This window comes from Billgrantia tianxiuensis (genome assembly GCF_009834345.1).
GTDB lineage: Bacteria > Pseudomonadota > Gammaproteobacteria > Pseudomonadales > Halomonadaceae > Halomonas > Halomonas tianxiuensis.
Genome location: NZ_CP035042.1, coordinates 2697688 through 2717060, shown reverse-complemented (window position 1 = coordinate 2717060; position 19373 = coordinate 2697688). Strand labels below are relative to the sequence as shown.

At 63.1% G+C, this 19373-nt stretch carries 18 protein-coding genes and 1 pseudogene; 5 read left to right on the top strand and 14 right to left on the bottom strand.

Annotated elements, in window-relative coordinates; all coding sequences use genetic code 11:
* Positions 1 to 31: 31 nt before the first annotated feature.
* The gene (locus EKK97_RS12690; RefSeq protein WP_159552347.1) at positions 32 to 2041 is read right to left on the bottom strand and encodes a response regulator; all 2010 of its coding nucleotides are present in this window, start codon (positions 2039 to 2041) and stop codon (positions 32 to 34) included.
* 75 nt (positions 2042 to 2116) lie between these two features.
* Here EKK97_RS12690 and EKK97_RS12685 point away from each other — a divergent pair, with 75 nt between their 5' ends.
* Entirely contained in the window at positions 2117 to 2425 is a 309-nt protein-coding gene (locus EKK97_RS12685) for a hypothetical protein (RefSeq protein WP_159552345.1), read from the top strand.
* On the opposite strand, the gene EKK97_RS12680 is transcribed toward EKK97_RS12685, so the two are convergent.
* The 10 genes and pseudogenes from EKK97_RS12680 to EKK97_RS24655 form a co-directional block, all read right to left on the bottom strand.
* Positions 2400 to 3638 (bottom strand): ABC transporter substrate-binding protein, encoded by a 1239-nt coding sequence (locus EKK97_RS12680; protein ID WP_201296869.1) that lies wholly within the window; start codon positions 3636 to 3638, stop codon positions 2400 to 2402. The two genes, EKK97_RS12685 and EKK97_RS12680, sit on opposite strands and share 26 nt — an antisense overlap.
* Before the next feature lie 474 nt (positions 3639 to 4112).
* Positions 4113 to 5513, bottom strand: a complete 1401-nt coding sequence (locus EKK97_RS12675) for an amidase (protein ID WP_159552343.1) — start codon at positions 5511 to 5513, stop codon at positions 4113 to 4115.
* A gap of 21 nt (positions 5514 to 5534) precedes the next feature.
* The gene (locus EKK97_RS12670) at positions 5535 to 6002 is read right to left on the bottom strand and encodes a RidA family protein (protein WP_159552341.1); all 468 of its coding nucleotides are present in this window, start codon (positions 6000 to 6002) and stop codon (positions 5535 to 5537) included.
* Positions 6003 to 6008: 6 nt separating this feature from the next.
* Entirely contained in the window at positions 6009 to 6284 is a 276-nt protein-coding gene (locus tag EKK97_RS24665; RefSeq protein ID WP_236551207.1) for a M20/M25/M40 family metallo-hydrolase, read from the bottom strand.
* Between the two features lie 14 nt (positions 6285 to 6298).
* The gene (locus EKK97_RS12665; RefSeq protein ID WP_236551206.1) at positions 6299 to 7270 is read right to left on the bottom strand and encodes a hydantoinase/carbamoylase family amidase; all 972 of its coding nucleotides are present in this window, start codon (positions 7268 to 7270) and stop codon (positions 6299 to 6301) included.
* A gap of 28 nt (positions 7271 to 7298) precedes the next feature.
* Entirely contained in the window at positions 7299 to 8573 is a 1275-nt protein-coding gene (locus EKK97_RS12660; protein ID WP_159552339.1) for a TRAP transporter large permease, read from the bottom strand.
* 14 nt (positions 8574 to 8587) lie between these two features.
* Entirely contained in the window at positions 8588 to 9109 is a 522-nt protein-coding gene (locus EKK97_RS12655; protein ID WP_159552337.1) for a TRAP transporter small permease, read from the bottom strand.
* A 101-nt stretch (positions 9110 to 9210) separates the two neighbouring features.
* Positions 9211 to 10053 carry a TRAP transporter substrate-binding protein gene (locus tag EKK97_RS12650; RefSeq protein ID WP_236551205.1) on the bottom strand — a complete coding sequence of 281 codons (843 nt, stop codon included), beginning with the start codon at positions 10051 to 10053 and terminating at the stop codon, positions 9211 to 9213.
* 303 nt (positions 10054 to 10356) lie between these two features.
* Positions 10357 to 10662, bottom strand: coding sequence for an L-asparaginase family protein (locus EKK97_RS24660; RefSeq protein ID WP_236551455.1), 306 nt, complete (start codon positions 10660 to 10662; stop codon positions 10357 to 10359).
* A 159-nt stretch (positions 10663 to 10821) separates the two neighbouring features.
* Positions 10822 to 11351 (bottom strand): annotated as a pseudogene (locus tag EKK97_RS24655) (asparaginase domain-containing protein); the annotation flags it as partial.
* A 269-nt stretch (positions 11352 to 11620) separates the two neighbouring features.
* Between EKK97_RS24655 and EKK97_RS12640 the strand changes: the two are divergent.
* Positions 11621 to 12367 carry a FadR/GntR family transcriptional regulator gene (locus tag EKK97_RS12640; protein WP_159552335.1) on the top strand — a complete coding sequence of 249 codons (747 nt, stop codon included), beginning with the start codon at positions 11621 to 11623 and terminating at the stop codon, positions 12365 to 12367.
* Between the two features lie 141 nt (positions 12368 to 12508).
* Here EKK97_RS12640 and EKK97_RS12635 read toward each other — a convergent pair whose 3' ends face one another.
* The 3 genes from EKK97_RS12635 to EKK97_RS12625 form a co-directional block, all read right to left on the bottom strand.
* A complete protein-coding gene (locus EKK97_RS12635; protein WP_159552333.1) occupies positions 12509 to 13519 on the bottom strand; it encodes a GSU2403 family nucleotidyltransferase fold protein in 1011 nt (336 codons plus the stop codon).
* Between the two features lie 142 nt (positions 13520 to 13661).
* A complete protein-coding gene (locus EKK97_RS12630) occupies positions 13662 to 13874 on the bottom strand; it encodes a helix-turn-helix domain-containing protein (RefSeq protein ID WP_201296868.1) in 213 nt (70 codons plus the stop codon).
* Positions 13875 to 14453: 579 nt separating this feature from the next.
* The gene (locus EKK97_RS12625; RefSeq protein WP_159552331.1) at positions 14454 to 15875 is read right to left on the bottom strand and encodes an FAD-binding oxidoreductase; all 1422 of its coding nucleotides are present in this window, start codon (positions 15873 to 15875) and stop codon (positions 14454 to 14456) included.
* Positions 15876 to 16161: 286 nt separating this feature from the next.
* Here EKK97_RS12625 and EKK97_RS12620 point away from each other — a divergent pair, with 286 nt between their 5' ends.
* Genes EKK97_RS12620 through EKK97_RS12610 form a run of 3 tightly spaced genes read left to right on the top strand, consistent with a single transcriptional unit; the run spans position 16162 to position 19165 of the window.
* The gene (locus EKK97_RS12620) at positions 16162 to 16926 is read left to right on the top strand and encodes an SDR family NAD(P)-dependent oxidoreductase (protein WP_159552329.1); all 765 of its coding nucleotides are present in this window, start codon (positions 16162 to 16164) and stop codon (positions 16924 to 16926) included.
* Positions 16923 to 17939 carry a 4-hydroxythreonine-4-phosphate dehydrogenase PdxA gene (gene pdxA / locus EKK97_RS12615; protein ID WP_159552327.1) on the top strand — a complete coding sequence of 339 codons (1017 nt, stop codon included), beginning with the start codon at positions 16923 to 16925 and terminating at the stop codon, positions 17937 to 17939. The genes EKK97_RS12620 and pdxA overlap by 4 nt, the downstream gene beginning before the upstream one ends.
* Complete coding sequence (locus EKK97_RS12610) at positions 17936 to 19165, top strand: four-carbon acid sugar kinase family protein (protein WP_159552325.1); 1230 nt, start codon at positions 17936 to 17938, stop codon at positions 19163 to 19165. The genes pdxA and EKK97_RS12610 overlap by 4 nt, the downstream gene beginning before the upstream one ends.
* Positions 19166 to 19373: the final 208 nt, after the last annotated feature.

Below are 19373 nucleotides of genomic sequence, written 5' to 3'. Positions count from 1 at the left end.
GGGTCGCAGAACCTTCTGTGCCAGGTAGATATCAAGTCGGTTCCTCGCTGTTAGGTTCGAGACAGGCACGGAAGGTTTGTTCGAGCACGTCCAACGCTTCGGTTACCAGGTCGGGAAGCTGCAAGGCGAGGCAAATCGTCTCTGCTTGGTCGCCGTCGTGTAATGCTTGGTTGAGTTGTGCCGCCTGCTCGGCAAGGCGCTTCATCCCTGCATGGCCTGCGGTGCCGATCATGTCATGGGAAAGCTGGCGCAGCGGCTCTGTGCGTGCTTCTTGAGCCAGGCGGTAAATCTCTTCTGCTCGTTGGCGACAGTCCTTCACCAACATGGAAAGCACCCGTGCAAAACGCGCTTCCGGTATGCGCTGTTGAAGCTTCGACAGCGGTTGGGGATCGAACACCGCAGCAGTCATGGCATCGCGCGACAGGGGCTTGTCGTCAGTGACGGTGATGTCCTTGCCGATCAGGCAGTTCACCAACACCTGCCATAACTGCCTTTCATCGATGGGTTTGGCCACATGCCCATTCATGCCAACCGCCTGGCACTGTTGGATATCCCTGGCGCTTGAATTGGCTGAAACCGCAATGACCGGTAATTGCTTGAAGCGTGCTTGCTGCCGGATCCGACGGCACGTTTCCATTCCATCGAGTTCCGGCATCATCAGATCGAGCAGCACGGCATCGAAGTAGCCATCCTCCTTCTCGGCCAGCCTGTTCAGAGCATCGAACCCATCGACCGCCGTTTCGACCTCGAGGCCGGCTTCCTGCAGCAATTCGGCAGCGAGAAGGCGGTTCACCTCGGTATCGTCGACCAGCAGGAGCCGCATCCCGACCAGTTGCCTGGGATTGACCGGCATCTTGCTGTGCGCCGGACGCTCCGATGCAGACTCGATATCAACGCGGACCCTGAACCAGAAGACACTGCCTTCTCCAGGGACGCTTCTGACGCCGACACTTCCTTCCATCAGCTCAGCAAGGCTGCGGGAGATGGCCAGTCCTAGTCCCGTTCCGCCAAACTTGCGCGTAGTGGAAGCATCGGCCTGCTCGAATGGAGTGAACAGCCTCTCCTGATCCTCCGCCCGTATGCCGATGCCTTGATCGATCACTTCACCGTATAACCAGGGTAAACCGGTAGCCGATTGCTCGACCACCAGGCGGACCTTGATCTCGCCGCTGTTACTGAACTTGATTGCATTGTGGGTGTAGTTCAGCAGAATCTGGTTGATCCGTAGAGGATCGCCCAGCAACCTGGGCATCTCGGCGTCGAATTCGCAAGTTAGCTCGAGATTCTTCTCCTGGGCCTTTTCTTCCAGCATGCCCCGCATCTCTTTCAGCAGCAGGCCCGGCGCGAAGGGAATCCTCTCGATCCTGAGGTGGCCGCTATCAAGGCGGGTGAAATCGAGGATATCGTTGATGATACCCAGGAGGTGCTCGCCGGCATGGACGATTCTCTCCATGCGCTCTCGCTGTCGTGGCTCGAGTGGATGTTTCAGGGCTTGCCGGGCGAGACCGAGAATGGCGTTCATCGGGGTGCGGACCTCATGGCTCATGGTGGCCAGGAAGGCGGCCTTCGCCTTGGCGGCTTCCGCCGCGAGTTCCAGATGCTCGGCGCGTTCCAGGGTATCGCGGAACACTTCCATCGCCTGGGCCATTTGCCCGACTTCGTCGTTTCGATCGGTGTAGTCGATGCGCTGCTGATACTGGCGATGGGTCAAGCGGCCCATCCCTCGGGTCAACTGTACGATCGGCCGTGAGATATGGGTCACGGAGAGGTAGGCGGCCAAGCCAATCACCCCGATCAACGCCAACCCGAACGCCAGGGAGGTGTTGAGCAGGGTGGCCCGGGTCGTCGAGCTCAGATGGGCGGAGGTGGCCTGGTAATGGGCGACAGTGCGATCGTGTATGGTCGCGATGTCACCCTTCAGGGCGTTGAGGGCGGGATCGAACCGTTGATGGATGACGTTGAGTGCCCTGTCTCCCCGCCAGCGAGCGGCCCATTCCACGATCTCGGCGGCGAGGGCGAATACCTGGGTCTGCTGCTCCATGATCCGCACGAAGGCCTGGTCCTGGGCGCTCAGCAGCGGGCGCGCCTCGGATACGATCCCGAGGAATCGCGCCTGATGCTCATCCAGCACTTCTTGTACGGCCCGCATCTTGTCGGCTTCCTGCTCGGTAAGCACGGCGAAGACCAGTCGGCTGGCATCGCTGAGTTCGAGCGCTGCATTGTTGATCAACATGGAGGCCTGGGCCTCTTTGTCGATCAATGCCCGATAGTCTCTATCCACTTCATAGAGGTTGAGCAGCGAGTAGAGAGTGATCGCGATCGCCAGCGCACCCAAGAGGCCAACCAGGCAGATGATCTTGACCGTCAACGAAAGGTTGATGAGGAAACGCGGCATGTCATCAGCGTCCGGCTGAATGATTCATGAGTGCCTCTCTTAGACGGTGCACGGCCTCTTCGTCATCGATCCGGCCATAGAGGTGATCGCTTACCACCTGATAGATGGCGTTTTTCACTTCCGGCGGGTTGGCATTGCCCATCGCGATGGACCCCATCAAGGTGCGGCGCATATTGGTGCTGCGCATATCGCTGATGGCTTGTCTGCCACAGGGGTTGAAGGCATCTCCCGGCACATCGACCCTGGCGGGGGCCGCACCACTGGAAACGTTCACGTCACGCTGCAAGTCGACATCCATCAAGGTGCTCACGAACTCCCTGCGAGCCTCCTCGTCGCCAGGCCCCTGCTCGAACAGCATGTATTGATCACTATTGAAGAGGAACATCCCTTGAGTGTCGGGGAAGCGGAAACAAGCGTAGTCCTGCCCGGGGATATAGCCGTAATAGGAAAACTCGCCATCCACCCAGCTGCCTTGTACCTGCAACAGGGCTTCGCCGGAAAGAATGAGTCGCGTGGCTTGGTTCCAGGTGATCCGGGAAAAGTCTTCATCCAGATATTCCCGCAGTTGACTCATGCGCTGGAATATTGCCAGTAGCAGGTTTTCATCCAGAGCCGTTGGATCGAGTTCCAGAAAGGCCCTGCGGTAGAATTCGGCACCGCCAGCGCCCGCAGCCACGGCCTCGAACAGCAGCGTATGCTCCCAGGCCTCATGCCCTATGGCAAGTGGGACGATATCCAGTTTGCGCGCTTCTTCGAGCATGGAAAGCAGGTCTTCCCATGTGTCGGGGGCAACGCCACCCAAGCGGCGGAACAGATCGCCATTGAGCCATAACCAGTTCGTCGAATGGGTATTGATCGGGGCGGCATACCAGTGGCCCTCGTATTTCGACAAGGTCTGAATGCCGTACGGCACCACCTCGTCCCATTCCTGTTCCCTGGCAATATCGTCCAGGTTGACCAGTTCGCCTCGGCTTGCCCAGTAATGAATGTCGTAACCGATGACCTGGGAGGCCATGGGCGGCTCGCCGGCTTCGACGGCTGCCTTCAATACATCGCCGAAGCGGGCGGTGCCGCTTCCGGCAATGGCGCGATCCTGCCAATGCATGCCGCGTGCTTCGATATATTGCTGGATCACCTTGATGCTGGCGTGTTCTCCATCGGATACCCACCAGTGATATACCGTGGCATCGGCTTGGTGATCCGCCATGACGAGAGAGGAGGCTTGGGGTATCAGCAGCCCCAAGAGTAGGGCATGACGACATATCGTTTTCATTGTGTAGTTAACGTCTTGTTAGCTGGCTGGTTTCTCGCTGCCCAGTATATTGCCGAAACAAGAGAGCACGACAGCGGATACCTTCGAGCCCTCAGGAAACGCTGAACAAATTGACGAGCGAGATGAAGCGCAACGCAGCGATTCGCTCGCGTAGGCATTTGTGCAGTGTTTCCCTCAGTGCAGACCCTGCCCGAGGTGGCGCTGAAGGATGACAAGGCGTTCTATCAGTCTTCGCGCAAGGGATCGTGAGTGTGTGAGGCTTATGTGGACGAGGGAGGCGGGGGGTGAACTGCGTGCTCGAGTAGGGCCGCGTGACGCGGCACGAGACCTACCTTTAGGCCCAACCTTGAGGCCCAGCGGACGGGAGACGCGGCTTGCGCCATTGAGGAAGCAGTGCCGGCCGGCCATGCAGTGCATAGCCGGGCCGGCATGGTGGGGTTGTCTTCAAACGATTGGAGGTTCGCCCAATATATCGAGCCCAGTGCCCAGCTTGGCTTCGATGGCCTGGCCGATGGCCAGCAGGCGTGCATCCTGCCAGGGACCGGCGAGTACTTGCAGGCCCACGGGCATGCCGGCGTCGTCTTGGCCGACCGGCAGCGTCAGGCCGCACAGTCCCATGAAGTTGGCCATGACGGTGTTGCGCAGGGCCTTCATGTTGGCCTTGGGATAGGCCCCTTCCGGCTGCAAGCTCTCGAGTGTCGGTGGGGTGATTGCCACGGTGGGGGTCAGTACGGCGTCTACCTGGCCCATGCACTCGGCTGCGGCCTGATAGAGGCGGTCGATCACCACGCGACGGCGTACATACTCCCATGCGGGCATATCATCGGCGGCAGCGACGCGAGCGGCGACGTTGGGGTCCAGGGTCTCGAGCATGTCCGGCAGCTCCATCCGCAGGAAAGCGGCCAACTCCGCGGCGGCCAGGCCGCCTTGCTGGAACAGCTCGTACGCCTCGTCGGTTTTGGGCAGTTCCAGCGTTACCATTCGCGCACCGGCAGCTTCCAACTGGCGAATGGCCTGTTGCACGGCCTCGGCGATGCCGGGGCTGCAGTCGTCCCAGAAGAAGCGCTGCGGTATGCCGAAGGTGAGGTCGGCAAGATGGGGAATGGCGGGGACCTTCGCGGGGTGGGGGCTCAAGTCGACGTCCAGGGCGTCGAAGGCATAGGCCAGGTCATCGACCCGCCGGGCCAAGAGCCCAGGGGTGTCCAAGGTGGTGGAGAGCGGTACGATCCGTTCCGCCGGCCAGCGACCTGCCGTGGTCTTGAGACCGGCTACGCCGGTCATGCTGGCGGGAATGCGCACCGACCCGGCGGTATCGGTACCCAGTGCCAGGCTGGCGGTACCGCTGATGAGCGAGACACCCGCGCCGGAGCTGGAACCCCCCGGCGTGCGGTGGGTGTCACGATCCCATGGGTTGCGGGGGGCGCCCCAATGGGCGTTGGTGCCCAGGCCGCCGAAGGCGAACTCCACGGTGTGGGTCTTGCCCATCAAGCTGGGGAGTTGGGCCAGCAGAGCCGTCACCAGCGGCCCCGGTGTCTCCCAGTGCGGGGGTAGCCGGCGCGATGAGCCGGCGTAGGTGGGCAGCCCCGGTACGGCGTAGATATCCTTTATCGATACCGGGATGCCCATCAGTGCGCCGCTATTACCTCCTTGGGCAATCAGGGCATCGGTGGCGCGGGCAAAGGCCAGGGCGGCCTCGCCCTGCCAGGTGAGGTAGGCATTGTCGTGCTTGCCTCGGCTGGCATAGGCCGCGCAGGCGGCTTCGGCCAGCTCGGTGGCGCTGAGCGTGCCATCACGCAGCGCGGCGGCCTGTTCGCGCAGCGACCGCAGCAGGGGGGAAGGGGGCATGGCGCGTCTCCTTGTGATGTATCAGTCGCGAATCTCGAAGATTGATTCGACTTCCACGGCGGCGTTGCCGGGCAAGGTAGCCACACCAATTGCCGTGCGGGCATGACGGCTGGCCTCGCCGAACAGTGCGATGAACAGCTCCGAGGCACCGTTGATGACTAGTGGAACATCGTGAAAGCCGGGGGCCACGTTGACGAAGCCGTTCATGCGAACGCAGCGCACCACGCGCGTCATGTCGCCATCCACGGCATCGCTGAGCGAGGCCAGCAGGTTGAGCGCGCAGGCCTGGGCAGCCAGCTTGCCGGTTTCCAGGTCGAATTCCGCCCCGACCTTGCCGGGGTAGAGTACCTCGCCGCCACGTTCGCAGATCTGGCCTGCCAGGAACAATTGGTTACCTAGCCTCGACCAGGGCCGAAAGGTGCCGCGTGGCTCGGGAATGGCGGGCAGGGTAAGGCCATGGGCGGCCACGGCATCGGCTATGGTGTGCATTTGTCGTTATCCTTTTGGTTGTACGTTTAGTAGTACGTTCTCGACCGTGCTGGCCAGGGCTCGCACCGCCAATTCAGCCTCGGTGCGTTCGATGTCTTCGTCGGGATGATGGCTGATACCTGCCCGGCAAGGGGTGAACAGCATGGCGGTGGGGCATACCCGTGCCAGGTGGATGGCATCGTGAAAGGCGCCGGAGACCAGCTGTGGTGCGCTGGAGCAGTATTGCTTGGCGGCGGAGTCGGCGAGTTCCACCAGGGTGGGGTCGAAGGCTACCGGTGCCACTCGCGACGCTACCTTCAGGCTGGCGCTGCAGCCGGACCACTCGTGCTTGGCCAGCTCATGAAAGGCGGCATCGAGTTCGTCGAGCACGGCCTGGCTGGGGTGGCGCAAGTCGATGGTGAAGCTGGCGCGCTGGGTATGGTGTTGGTAGAGCCGGGCGCCACAGTGAACTTACCGATGGTGAAGCGCACCTGGTCGTCATGCTGGGCAACGACCTCCTTCAGCGCGCCGATCAGGGCATGGGCGCCCATGAAGGCGTCGCGGCGAGCGACTTCCGGCGTGGTGCCGGCGTGATTGGCCTGGCCGCTCACTTCGAACTCGTACCAGTTGACCCCCTGGATACCGCTGACGGCGCATACCGGTACACCCAGGCTCTCCAGTACCGGGCCCTGTTCGATATGCAATTCCAGGAAGGCGTGGGGTACGTAGGGCTCGGGGCGCAAGGTGGTGCCCTCGGTTTCCTCGAGCAGGGCGAGGCAGCGCTTCAGGGCATCGCCGAAGCGAATGCCGTTGTCGTCGCGGGTCTCGAGAATGGCTTCGGCGCCGCGTTGACCGGCGAACCAGGAGGAGCCGGAAGCACCGGGGGCGAAGCGCGCACCTTCTTCGTTGGTCCAGGCTACGACTTCGACGGGGCGCTCATGCTCGATGCCCCGTTCCTGCAGCGTGCGCAGCACCGCCAGCCCGGCGACCACGCCCAGCGTGCCGTCGTAGCTGCCGGCGCTGGGCTGGCTGTCCAGGTGGCTGCCGATGAGCAGCGGCGCCAGGTTGGGGGCGCTGCCCTCCCGGCGCAGGAAGACGTTGCCCATGGCGTCATGGTAGGCCTGGCAGCCAGTCGCCCGGCCTTGTTCGATCAGCCATAGGCGGGCGCGGTTGTCGTTGTCGTCCAGCGCCAGGCGGCGCAGGCCCCGGGGTTCGAGTGCGCCGATCTGGGCCTGCTCCTGAAGGTCGCTCCAGAAGCGCTCGCCATCGAGGCATTCTGCCAGTGTCATAGTCAGGTTTCCTTTTCGTACAGGCGCATCAATAGATCAGCGAGGGCACCCAGGTGCTGAGCCATGGCACGTAGGTGAGAATGATTAGGGCGATGAACATCATCACGATCAGCGGGATGCACGCCTTGAACACCTCGATCAGTGACATCTTCGAGATCGCCATGGCAACGAACAGGTTGAGCCCCACGGGCGGGGTGATCATGCCCACCGAGAAGTTGACCAGGGTGATGATGCCGAAGTGAACCGGGTCGACGCCGACCTGGGCGGCGATGGGCTGCAGCAGCGGCGAGAGCACGATGATGGCCGAGGCGCTGTCGAGGAAGAACCCGGCGATGAGCATGACCAGGTTGAACAGGGCCATCACCTGGACGGGCTGGTCGGTCAGCGAGAGGACTTGGCTGGCCAGTTGGGTCGGCGTGCCGGTAATGGCGAGCAGCCAGGAGAAGGCCGAGGCGCCGGCGGTAATCAACAACAGCGTGGCCGAGGTCAGCCCCGAGTTGCGCAGGGTGCTGAGGAGTTCACGCCAGCCGATGGTGCGGTAGACCACCATGCCGACGAACAGGCCGTATACGCAGGCCACGGCGGCGGACTCGGTCGGGGTGAAGATGCCGCTGTAGATGCCGCCCAACAGGATGACCGGCAGGCCCAGGCCCCAGGCGGCCGATTTGAACGCGGTGACGATTTCGCGCAGCGAAGGGAAGGGCGAGCGTGAATAGCCCTTGAACGATGCGTAGACGATGCAGTAGGCAGTCAGCAGCGAGGCGATCAGGATGGCCGGCAGCAGCCCCGCGGCAAACAGCCGGCCCACCGAGGTCCCGGTCACCGAGCCGTAGATGATCAGGGCGATGCTGGGCGGCACGATGGGCCCCAGGGTGCCGGCCGTGGCGATCAGGCCGATGGCAAAGCGCTTGTCGTAGCCGGCCGCTACCAGGGCGGGGAACATGATCGAGCCAATCGCCACCACGGTGGCGGGGCTGGAGCCTGAGATCGCGCCGAACAGCAGGCACGAGAGCACGGTGGCTGCCGCCAGGCCGCCCGGCACCCAGCCGACCAGGGCCTTGGCCAGCTCGATCAGGCGGTTGGAGAGCCCACCGATACGCATCAGCTCGGCGGCCAGGATGAAGAAGGGAATGGCCATCAGCGAGAAATTGTTCATCCCGGTGAACATGCGCATGGGCACGATGACGGGATTCGTGGTGCCGAAGAAGTCGATGGCCAGGAACACGGCAAAGGCCAGTGCGGCGAAGATGGGTAGCCCCAACAGCAGTACCGCGAAGAAGAGGGGAAGCAGAGCCGTAATCATGGGAACTCCAGGCGTCAGACGAGCTTGTCTTTTTCGGCGGCGAGCTCTTCGGCAAGGCTGACCGGTGGTTTGGTCCAGGCTTCGTGAATCACCCACAGGTAGCGCAGGATCAGCAATATGCCGGCGATGCCGATGGGCAGGTAGAACCAGGCCATGGGCAGGCGCAGGGCGGCAGTGAGCTGGCCACGCCCCAGGGTGTTGAAGTAGAGCTGGAAGCCGTAGTAGGCCAGGTAGCCGGCGAAGGCGATGCCGAGCAGGGCCGCGACGATGTGCAACCAGCGGTTGACGGCCGGCGGGGCGAAGGCGTTGAGCACGTCGACGGAGATGTGCACACCATGCCGAACCCCCATGCTGGCGCCGACGAAGCTCATGCAGATGATGGAGTAGATGACGACTTCCTCGACCCAGAAAAGCGAGCTGTTGAAGCCATAGCGATAGACGACCTGGACGGCAGTGAGGACGGTGGCGATCGACATGAACACGACCATCGCCACGCTCTCCAGGAGATCGAGAACCTTGTTGAGCGCATCGAACATGGCAGGACCATTCCGTAGGAGGATGCTGGGGCGAGCTATGCATGCGGGCGCCGGGCGCAGCGTTGCAATACGCCTGGCCCGGGGAGCCCGCACTCACGGCATCAGTAGCTGATGCCAACCTCGTCGTAGACCTTGTGAAGCAGCTCGGTGGTCACCACGCTTTCATACTCCTGGTGCACCGGCATGCTGGCCTCGATGAACGCCTCGCGTGCCTCGGGGGTGATCTCGTTGATGGCAATCTCGTCGCGGATGGCTTCGAGAATCGTCTCCTCGTCCTCGAGGGTCAGTTCGCGCGAAGCGGTGCGGCCGTTATTGAAGGCTTCGGTCATGACCTCCTGCAGGTCTTCGGGCAGGGAGTCCCATGCGTCCTGATTGATCACCGCAGCATAGGCGTGATAGGCGTGGTTGGTCAGCGAGAGGTAGTCCTGTACTTCGTGGAAGCGCATGGTGTAGATGTTGGCCAGCGGGTTCTCCTGTCCTGACACCACGCCCTGCTGCAGGCCGTTGTATACCTCGGTAAAGGCCATGGCCGTGGCATTGGCGCCGAAGTTCTCGTAGGTGGAGATGATGATCGGCGCCTGCATGGTGCGCATGCGGATGCGCTCCAGGTCCTCGGGGCCTTCGATCGGGCGCTCGTTGTTGGTCATGTGACGGAAGCCGGCACCCCAGAAATTTACCGCGTGCATGTTGTGCTCGCTGAGCGTATCGAGGATCTCGCGGCCCACGTCGCCGTCCAGCACCTGGACCATGGTGTCGTAATCGGCGATCAGGAAGGGCAGGTCGAGGATCTGCATGCGCGGTTCGAAGTTGCCCAGGGTGGCGGTAGGCGGAATGCCGATGTCCACCAGGCCCATCTGGATCTGTTCGATGATTTCCACGTCGCCACCGACCTGTGCGGCAGGCAGTACGTTGATCTGGATCCTGCCGTCGGACTTCTCTTCCACCTCTTCCTTGAAGCGCAGGGCAGCCTGACCGTTCGGGTATCTTCGATCAGCACGTGGGCGAAGCTGAAGGTGTACTCGGCGGCCTGAGCCTGCCCCAAACCTAGGGATGCAGTAGCGATAGCCGCTATGAGCGAAACTTTTGTCATCTTGTTTTTCATGTCGTCACCTCATGGATGGTGGGGACTGCGTAGAGATCGGCACCGATCCCGGTGCCTGCCGTACGCCGTACGGGTCTTGCTGGACTGGACGAGCAGTCCTGCCTGGGTCGAGCGCGTCACGCGTGCGGGTGCGTTCGGTCCAGGCTTAGTTCAGTAGCGTCTTCATCCTCGCTGCCAGCCCTTGCTGGCTGGGCGATGCGAGGAGTACCGTGAGCGCCAGGCGTGCCTTGCGTGCGCTCAGGTCGAGTACCGGCAGGGCACCCATCGATTCCAGGCTGGCTAGGCTGCCGGTGAATTCATATGCCTGGTGCACGGGCCCGCTGGGGCAACTACTGACCACGGCGATCGGGACGCCGCGCTCGATAACTCTTGCCAGGCTTGGCACCCAGTCGGGCGGTACATGACCGCGCCCCAGGCCATCGATGACCAGCCCCACGGCACCTGCCTCCACCGCGGCATCGATCAGGCTCGGTGAAGCGCCGAGATAGGCGGGCAGGATGTCGACCCGTGGCAACGTCGACCCGATGGCGACAGCACTGGCCGGTGGCCGGACAGGGCGAGCCGCCAGGCGAATTCTCGCGCCGTCGACGTAGCCGAGCGGCCCGGTTTCGGGCGCAGCGAATCCGTTCACCTGAAACGTGCTGACCTTGCGCACTTGCCTGGCCGCGTAGATCGTTTGATTGAACACCACCAGGGTGCCTAACCCGGATACTTGCGAGGCCGCCGCCACCTGTAGCGCGTCGGCCAGGTTGCGAAAGGCATCCGTGCCGGGTTCGTGGGGGCGCGCTGGGAGCCTGTGAGCACGATGGGCAACTGGCCGGGCAGAGTGATGTCGAGAAAGTAGGCCGTTTCCTCGAGGGTATCAGTGCCGTGGGTGATGACCACGCCGCATACGTCGGGGGATTCGGCAAGTGCCTGGCAGTGGTCGCGAAGCAGGAGGAGATCGTCGCAGGTCATGGCGTTGCTGGGCTTCTGCAATACCGAGCGGACCTCGACCCTGGCTTCGAAGTCGGGCGGCAGGCTGACCTGGGCCATGAGGGCATCGCCCTGCAGGGCGCCCGAACGGTTGCGCCCCGACTCATCAGGCTGACTGGCGATGGTGCCGCCGGTGGTCAATACGACGATTCTGTTTGTTGTCATTGTGCTCGCTCGTCTTGCCTCTGCTCGGTTTGTACCCGTTCGCACTGTAGCGATGCCGGTCGGCTGAGGGAGGCCGGAGTGACATGTGTCATGAGACATCAGATGTCTGTCGTCTGTGTGCTATGCTAGGCAAACATTTGCCCAATGCGCAAGGGCGCGAGACAATTCATACTCCCGTTCGAAGCGGGGCATCATGAAAACAAGAGCAATAACTTCCTGTTTCGGTTGGTATTGATAGACTGAATCGCAATGACAAGACAGAGACGCCAATGAGTTTGAAACGACAGCTCACGACCCAAGCCATACCGACCGAACCGTTTGGAGGCTCCATCGAGCGAAGCTCGGTCGCCATGCAGCTCCTCGAGCGAATCAAGGGCGCGCTGATTCGCGGCGAACTCAAGCCAGGCGATTTTCTGCCCTCCGAGAGCGAACTCACCCATAGCCTGGGCATCGGCAAATCCAGCGTTCGCGAAGCGATCAAGATGCTCCAGGCCATTGGTATCGTGGAGGTACGAAGGGGGCAGGGCACCGTGATTCGGCGTGAGCCTGGCGACCCGATCGTCGACCCCATGGCCTTCGGGATGATCCTCGCCCGCGGCATGACCCGCGACGTGCTGGAGTTCCGCCGCATGTTCGAACCCGCCTACACCCTGCAGGCGATGAGCAATGCCACTCCGGAGGATCACGCACGGATCCGGCAGGCCATCGACGACATGGAGGCGGCCATCGCCAACGGTGAGCAGACCGCACGACACGACGTGGCGTTTCACCGCGCCATCCTGCACGCCACCCACAATCCGATGACGATTCGCGTCGGCGAGACGCTGTTGCAGCTGATCGAAGCCGCACTCGAAACCTCGATGCAGACCCTGCCCGACGTGGCGTTGAAGGATCACAAGGCGATCTACCAGGCGTTCGCCAAAGGAGACCGCGAGGGCGTGCAAGCCGCGATTCAGGTCAGCAGCAAGAGCTGGGAAACCAACCTGACCTATGTGGACGAGGGGGCAGGGGGGTGAAGCGCGCGCTCGAGTAGGGCCTGTTGACGCGGCACGAGACCTACCTTGAGGCCCAGCGGGCGGTAGACGCGGTTCATGGCTTCCAGCGTCATGTTGGCGCGGTCGCGCTCCAGATCGGAAAGGGTGCGGCGGCACCGCGCCCTACACATCGAATTCGTCGATCTGGCTGTTGGCCCGTTGTCTGACGAGGTGAGGAAAGGCACGCTCGACGGCTTGCGTCGTCGACAGTTCACGTAGCTCGTCGCGAAGCAGGGTGGCTATCAGGCGAGCCTGGGCCTCGTCTCGGTGACGTTTCATTGGTTCCCGGTCGGGCTGTTGGCTGACGTGCCACTTATGCAGCACGAAGGCGCGGGGATCGACGGTAGACAAGCGCAGCGGCATGCCTCGTTCATCGAATACGATGGCTTCGAAGCGTGGCGACGCTATGGCCCATTTCAGGGAGTCGATGCCTACCGGCTTCAAGTCGCCCGCCTCCAGATGATGCTCGAAGTCGCTCATTGCCATGGGGTCTGCGGCCTGCGTGATCAGGTCGATCATGTAGCCTTTAGCGTTCGCGGCCCGAAACTCGAAAGGAGACTCGGTGAGCGGCTCGAAGGTGCGATCGCTGGATTGCAGGACGGAGAGCAGGGTTTCCCCCTCAAGGGCCGTGACGATTCTCAAGCCCTGCCGGGCATCCATGAGCACATCGATATCGGCGGTCGCCAAATGTTCGGGCTCGATCAGCACGCCGGCACGGGCTTCATAGGCGTACAGGGCATTGGTACCGATTACCCGGAAAGGGATTTGCTTGCGTTGCAGTGCCCGTATCGCCCGGGCGCCGGCGATGGGGAAGCGGTTCAGCCGGTTGGCTCGGATGTAAGCGGAGTGCACCTGGAGCTGCTCCTTCAGCGACTGCTCCCGCGCCTGGTACTCCGCCTTGCGAGCGTCAAAGGCTTTTATAATGGCTTCTGTCTCGGCGGAGCGTGGGCCCAGCGAATGATTCTTGCCTCCCGTGTAGGCACGATACAGGTACTCGCGTCCATGGATACGCTTCCAGTGCATCGAGCCCTTGACCTGGCGCGCCTGGGCGCGATGCTGCTCGAGCGCTTCGAAGAGCTGCGTCGCGTTGACGGCAACCCGGGTTTGTTCCGCTTGGAGGCGCTGGTAGGACATTGGGGTAGGCTCTGGATGGTTTTAACTAACATCAAGCCAATTATGATGAAGAATTAGTTAAAGTCCAGTGCGCTTGTCGTCACGCCATACGCTTAGCGTATCGTGGCGGCTCATGTGCTTTGGGCCTCTGGCAACTGGGCCGTCAGCTCGATGCCCAGGGCGTCGAGTACCATAGCACCCGTACCAGGCTGCAGGTTTCGCGCCCGTTCTCCAGCTCGCTGAGAAAACGGATGCTTAGCCCGCAAAGGCCCGCCAGGGTCTCGAGGGTATGGCCTTGCTGCTTGCGCACTTGGCGGATGAGGCGGCCAAGGGTGGCGGCAAGCGAATTTTCCCAATCGGGAAATTTGAAGCACATAGGCTTGTAGCAGCACTTTTCTTTCCCTATTGGGAAAATAACAGGCACGATGCCGTATCGTGAGCCCATCCAGGCTCTCCTGCGGAAAATTGGGAGATAAACGCACCAAAACGGTTATGGAAGCGATTTCCATGCGCTTGAGCGGTGCTGGGACGAGATTTATGACATACAGTGACGTATCTTTAGGTCCTGAGGGCAAAGTTTCGTCACCCTGGTGAAATGTCGATAAAGCTGGGGCATGATGTTTCTCGATGTCACACAGGAGAAACCTCATGCCTACACAATCGACTGCTGTGCTGCGCGAAGTGCTGGATCACTGGGTCTCCCAAGCCCAGGCTCAACTGGCGGCTTGCGACGCCATCGCTGCCTACATCGGCTGATACGGCACGCGCTACCAGGACCAGGGAGGGTCCGCGCTTTACGACTTTCTCCTGACCTCTTCCTCCTTCCCTCTTCCTTCTTATCTCTTCCTTCTCTTCCTTCTTATCTCTTCCTTCTCTTCCTTCTTATCTCTTCCTTCTTATCTCTTCCTTCTTACCTCTTCTCTCTTATTTTCTTCTCTCTTTGTCTCTTATCCCCTCAATGCCGAGGCGGCAGGATGCGCCCCGGGTTCATCAGTCCGTCGGGGTCGAACAGCGCCTTGATGCCTTCGGCCAGCTCGCGCTCCACGGGTGAGAGGCGGGCCAGGTAGGCGGGCTGCTTGACGCGGCCGATGCCATGTTCGGCGCTGATGCTGCCGTTGAACTCGTCGAGCACGTCGAACAGGCGGGCTTCCAGGGCGTGGAGATGCTCGCGCTTGTCCGCTTCGGGCATGGCCGGTGGCGGCAGGATGTTGAAGTGCAGGTTGCCGTCGCCAATGTGGCCGTAGGCGATGATCTCGCAGTCGGGCGAGGCTTCCATCACGCTGCGGCTGGCCGCGTCGAAGAAGGCGGGGATCGCTGAGATGGGTACCGAAATGTCGGTGCGCAGGTGCTCGCCGCGGCGGCGCTGGCCTTCCAGCATGCTTTCGCGGAACTGCCACAGCTGACGCGACTGCGCTTCGCTCGTGGCAAGCGCGCCGTCGAGCACCAGCTCGCGGGCCATGCCCTGCTCGAGCAGGTGCTCCAGCAGGGCAGTGAGGTCGAGCGGGCCGCTGGCGCTGATCTCCATCAGCACGTACCAGGGGTAGGGTTGGTCCAGCGGGTCGCTCAGCGCTGGTGTGGCCTCCATGGCGAGTTCGATGCAGCGGCGTGGAATCAGCTCGAAGGCGCTGAGCAGGTCGCTGCAGTCGCGCCGGGCGAGTCCGTACAGGGCGATGACTGCCTCCAGCGAGGGAACGCCGAGCAGTGCCGTGCGGGCTTGGTTGGCTCGCGGCGAGAGCTTGAGTACGGCGCCGGTGACGATACCAAGGGTGCCTTCGCTGCCCAGAAAGAGCTGATGCAGGGCATAGCCGCGATTGTCCTTGTGCAGGGCGTTGAGGCCGTTCCACAGGCGGCCGTCCGGCAACACCACTTCGAGCCCCAACACCAGCTGGCGCATCATGCCGTAGCGCAACACGTTGAGCCCGCCGGCGTTGGTGGCGATGTTGCCACCGATCTGGCAGCTGCCCTGGGCGCCGAGGGCGAGCGGAAACTCGCACTCGTGTTCGGCGGCGGCTTGCTTGACGTTCTCGAGGATGCAGCCGGCATCGACCGTCATGGTGAAATTGATCGGGTCGATGGCGCGTATCCGGTTCATGCGCTCCAGGCTGACGATCAGTTCGTTGCCCTCGGCGGCGGGTAGTGCACCGCCGACCAGCCCGCTGTGCCCGCCCTGGGGCACCATGGCCACTCCGTGCTCGCGGCACAGCCGTACCGTCTCGACGACTTCCTCGGTGGACGCGGGGCGGGCAACCGCTCGCGGCATGCCGAGCCTGTCGCCGGCCCAGTCGGCCACGTAGCGGGCCATCTCGTCTGCTTCGCGCAGCAGTCCGCGTTCACCCAGGCGCTCGGCGAGCGCATCGAGAAAGTCGTCGCGTTCCATTCAGGTCTCCTCCTGCCACGCTTCTTGCCAGACGGCGCCGCCCGGAAGCGATACCGGGCCAGCGGCTTGGGGTACATGGTATTTGCAAAGCCCTGGTGCTTGGCCAGGACTCGTCTACCATGCTAATGATACTGTGTTGTATGACAGGTATGCCAAACAGGCTCACTCTAGCTCAAGGATCCGGGCCAGGTCGACAGCCGGCAGTGCGGACCACGTTCCATTTCGCATGTTTCATTTCGCACGTTCCATTTCGCATGTTTCATTTCGATAGGGGGAGAGTTCAGCAATGCTCGATGAGTGGAAAGGCAAGCGCGTGTTGATTACCGGGGCCAGCCGGGGCATCGGCGCCGCCGTGGCGCGGCAGTTGGGTGCCTTGGGCGCCCGGGTCGCGGTGCACTACCACGCCAGTGCCGATGCGGCCGAGGCAGTGGCCCAGGATGTGCGTGAGGCGGGTGGCGAAGCCGTGGTCGTGAAGGGCGACGTGAGCCGTTCCGCCGAGGCACGGCGTGTCGTCGACGAGGCCGCCGAGCAGTTGGGCGGGCTGGACCTGCTGATCAACAACGCCGGCGACATGCTCGGTCGCGTCACGCTGGCGGAGATCGACGACGCCCACTACGACCGCGTGATGGACCTCAACGCCCGCTCGGTGGTGATGGTCTCGCAGGCGGCGCTACCGCACTTCAAGCGTGCCGGTGGCGGCAGCATCATCCATACCACCTCGATTGCGGCGCGCAACGGCGGCGGCCCGGGTGTGGGGCTGTACGCCTCGGCGAAAGGCTTCGTCAGCACGCTGACGCGTAACATGGCCAAGGAGCTGTTTGCTGACAACATACGCGTCAATGCCGTGGCGCCGGGGGTCATTGCCACCGATTTCCACGTACGCCACTCGACCGAGGAGCAGTTGGCCGCGGTATCCGCTTCCATTCCCATGGGGCGCATGGGCACCGCGGAAGAGTGCGTGGGCGCCTATGTGTTCCTGGGCACCGACAGCATGAGCGGTTACGTGACCGGGCAGATCATCGAGGTCAATGGAGGCCAGTTGATGCCATGAGCGAAATATCACCAGCGACCGATGCCGTTCGCCGCGGCCATGAGCTCGCCATCACCATGGGCGATCCCGCCGGCATCGGCCCGGAGATCATCTGCCGGGCCGTGGCGGGCATGTCGGGCGCCGAGCGTGGTGCCGTCCTGCTGGTCGGCGATCCCACGATCTATCGGCGCGCGGCCGCGCTGATCGACGCGCCGCTCGAATTCGTCGCGCTGGAGGAGGCCCGGCCCGGCGACGGACGGGTGGCGGTGGCCGAGGTGCCGGTCGAAGGGCAGATCGCCGATGGCCGGATCGGTGCCGCGGCGGGCGACCTGGCCTTTCGCTGCGTCAAGCGCGCGGTGGAGCTGGTGCAGGATGGCCAGGCGAGGGTGATCGTCACCGCACCGCTGAACAAGGCGGCACTACACGAGGCGGGTCACTACTACGACGGCCACACCGGCATGCTGGCGGCGCTCACGGGGGCGCCATCTTCCTTCATGCTACTGGCTTCCGAGCGGCTTTCGACGCTGCATGTCTCCACGCACGTTTCCTTGCGAGGGGCGATCGAGCGAGTGACCGAGGCGCGTATCGCGGCCACCGTGGAGGTGGGCCACGAGCATCTGGCGGCCATGGGCGTGGCCGCGCCGCGCATCGCCGTGGCCGGGCTCAACCCTCACTGCGGTGAGGGCGGGATCTTCGGCGACGAGGATGAGCGGATCATTGCGCCGGCGGTGCGCGCGTTGCGCGAGCGGGGCTTCGATGTGCACGGGCCGATCTCGGCCGATACCGTGTTCTACCGTGCCTTCCGCGGCGAGTTCGACCTGGTGGTGGCTCAGTACCACGACCAGGGGCATATCCCGGTGAAGTTGATCGCCTTCGATACCACGGTCAACGTGAGCCTGGGGCTGCCGGTGCTGCGTACCTCGGTGGATCACGGCACGGCCTTCGACATCGCCTGGCAGGGCAAGGCGGACGCCACCAACATGGGCGCGGCGATTGCCTATGCCCGCCGGCTGGCCGGGAACGCACGGCCATGAGCCGCTGCCGGGTTGCCATCGTCGCCGATGACCTGACCGGGGCGCTCGACGCCGCGGCTCCCTTTGCCGCTCGGGGCGCTCGGGCGCGGGTGGTGATCGCGCTGGAGCACTTGGAGACGTGCTTGGAAGCATTCTGTGCGGAGCGCCTGGAAGGGGAGCAGAACGGTGTCCCGCAGGTGATCGCGGTGAATACCGAGTCGCGTCACCTGTCGGCCGAGGAGGCGGCAGCACGCGTGGCCGAAGCCACTGCGCTGCTGGCACGGCTCTCACCGGCCGTTTGGTTCAAGAAGGTGGATTCCACCTTGCGTGGCCAAGTGCTGGCCGAGAGTGTGGCGATGATGGAGGCAACGGGCCGCAACCTGCTCGTGGCCCCAGCCGTGCCTGCCCAGGGGCGGGAGGTGCGCAATGCCGAGGTGTGGGTCGAGGGAGCGCCCCTGGCGGCTACCGCCTACGCCGCCGATGGCCGTTCGCGGACCCTGCAGGGGCCGCTGGATGCCGCTTTCGCCTCGGCCGGAGTGGTCATGGAGCGCTGGCTGGCCCCGCTTGGGCGAGATCTGCCGGATGGCCACTGCGTGGTCGATGCCTCGACCCAACAGGAACTCGCCTTGCTCTGCGATATCCTCTCTCGACGGCCGGAGCGCTGGCTGCTGGTAGGGGCGGCGGGCCTGGCAACGGCAATCGCACAGCGCTGCTTTGGCCTGATGCGCGGCGCTGCGTCGCCGTTGAGCGGTATTTCCCGGTGTCTGTTCGTGGTGGGGTCGCGTAGTCCGCGTGCCCAGGAGCAGTGCCGGCGATTGCGGGAGCACGCCCCCACATTGAGCGTGGAGTCGGTGCTGGAGGCTGCGCCTGGAGCGGAAGGGGCGGCGATGCGTCTGCTGGTTCCCGGCGGGCAACCTGGCGAGATTCGCTCGCCCGAGGAGGTGGCCAGGGCGATGGGCGATCGTGTGGCGGCGATAGAGCGTGAATGGAGCGGGGCGGAGACGCGGTTGCTGTTTCTGACCGGGGGCGATATCGCCATGGCGGCGTTGAGTCGCCTGGGAGGGCGGTTCATCGAAGTGAAGGCGGAATGGAGGCCGGGCATCGCCTTGGGCGACCTCGATGGCGATCCCAGGCGCCGTGTGATGACCAAGGCGGGAGGGTTTGGCGATGCGGCGCTGTTGCTGCATTTGCACGACGAGATCGCCGGTCCCGAGATTTCTGAAACCGGGTTCGCTCGCCTGACTTGAGGCGGTTAGGAAACGATTGCGGTTGCGCGGCAGCAGGCGACCGTCTAAGTTTGGATAGGGTGGTATGATACGTATACAACAAGACAGCATCCCCATCAGGCCGGCTCGCCCGTTTCAGCCGCAACACCGAAGCCAACGAGCCGAGCCGAGTCGAGGAGCTGAGCCCACGGACGCCACTACCCAACGCCTGCACCTAAGTTGACAAGCA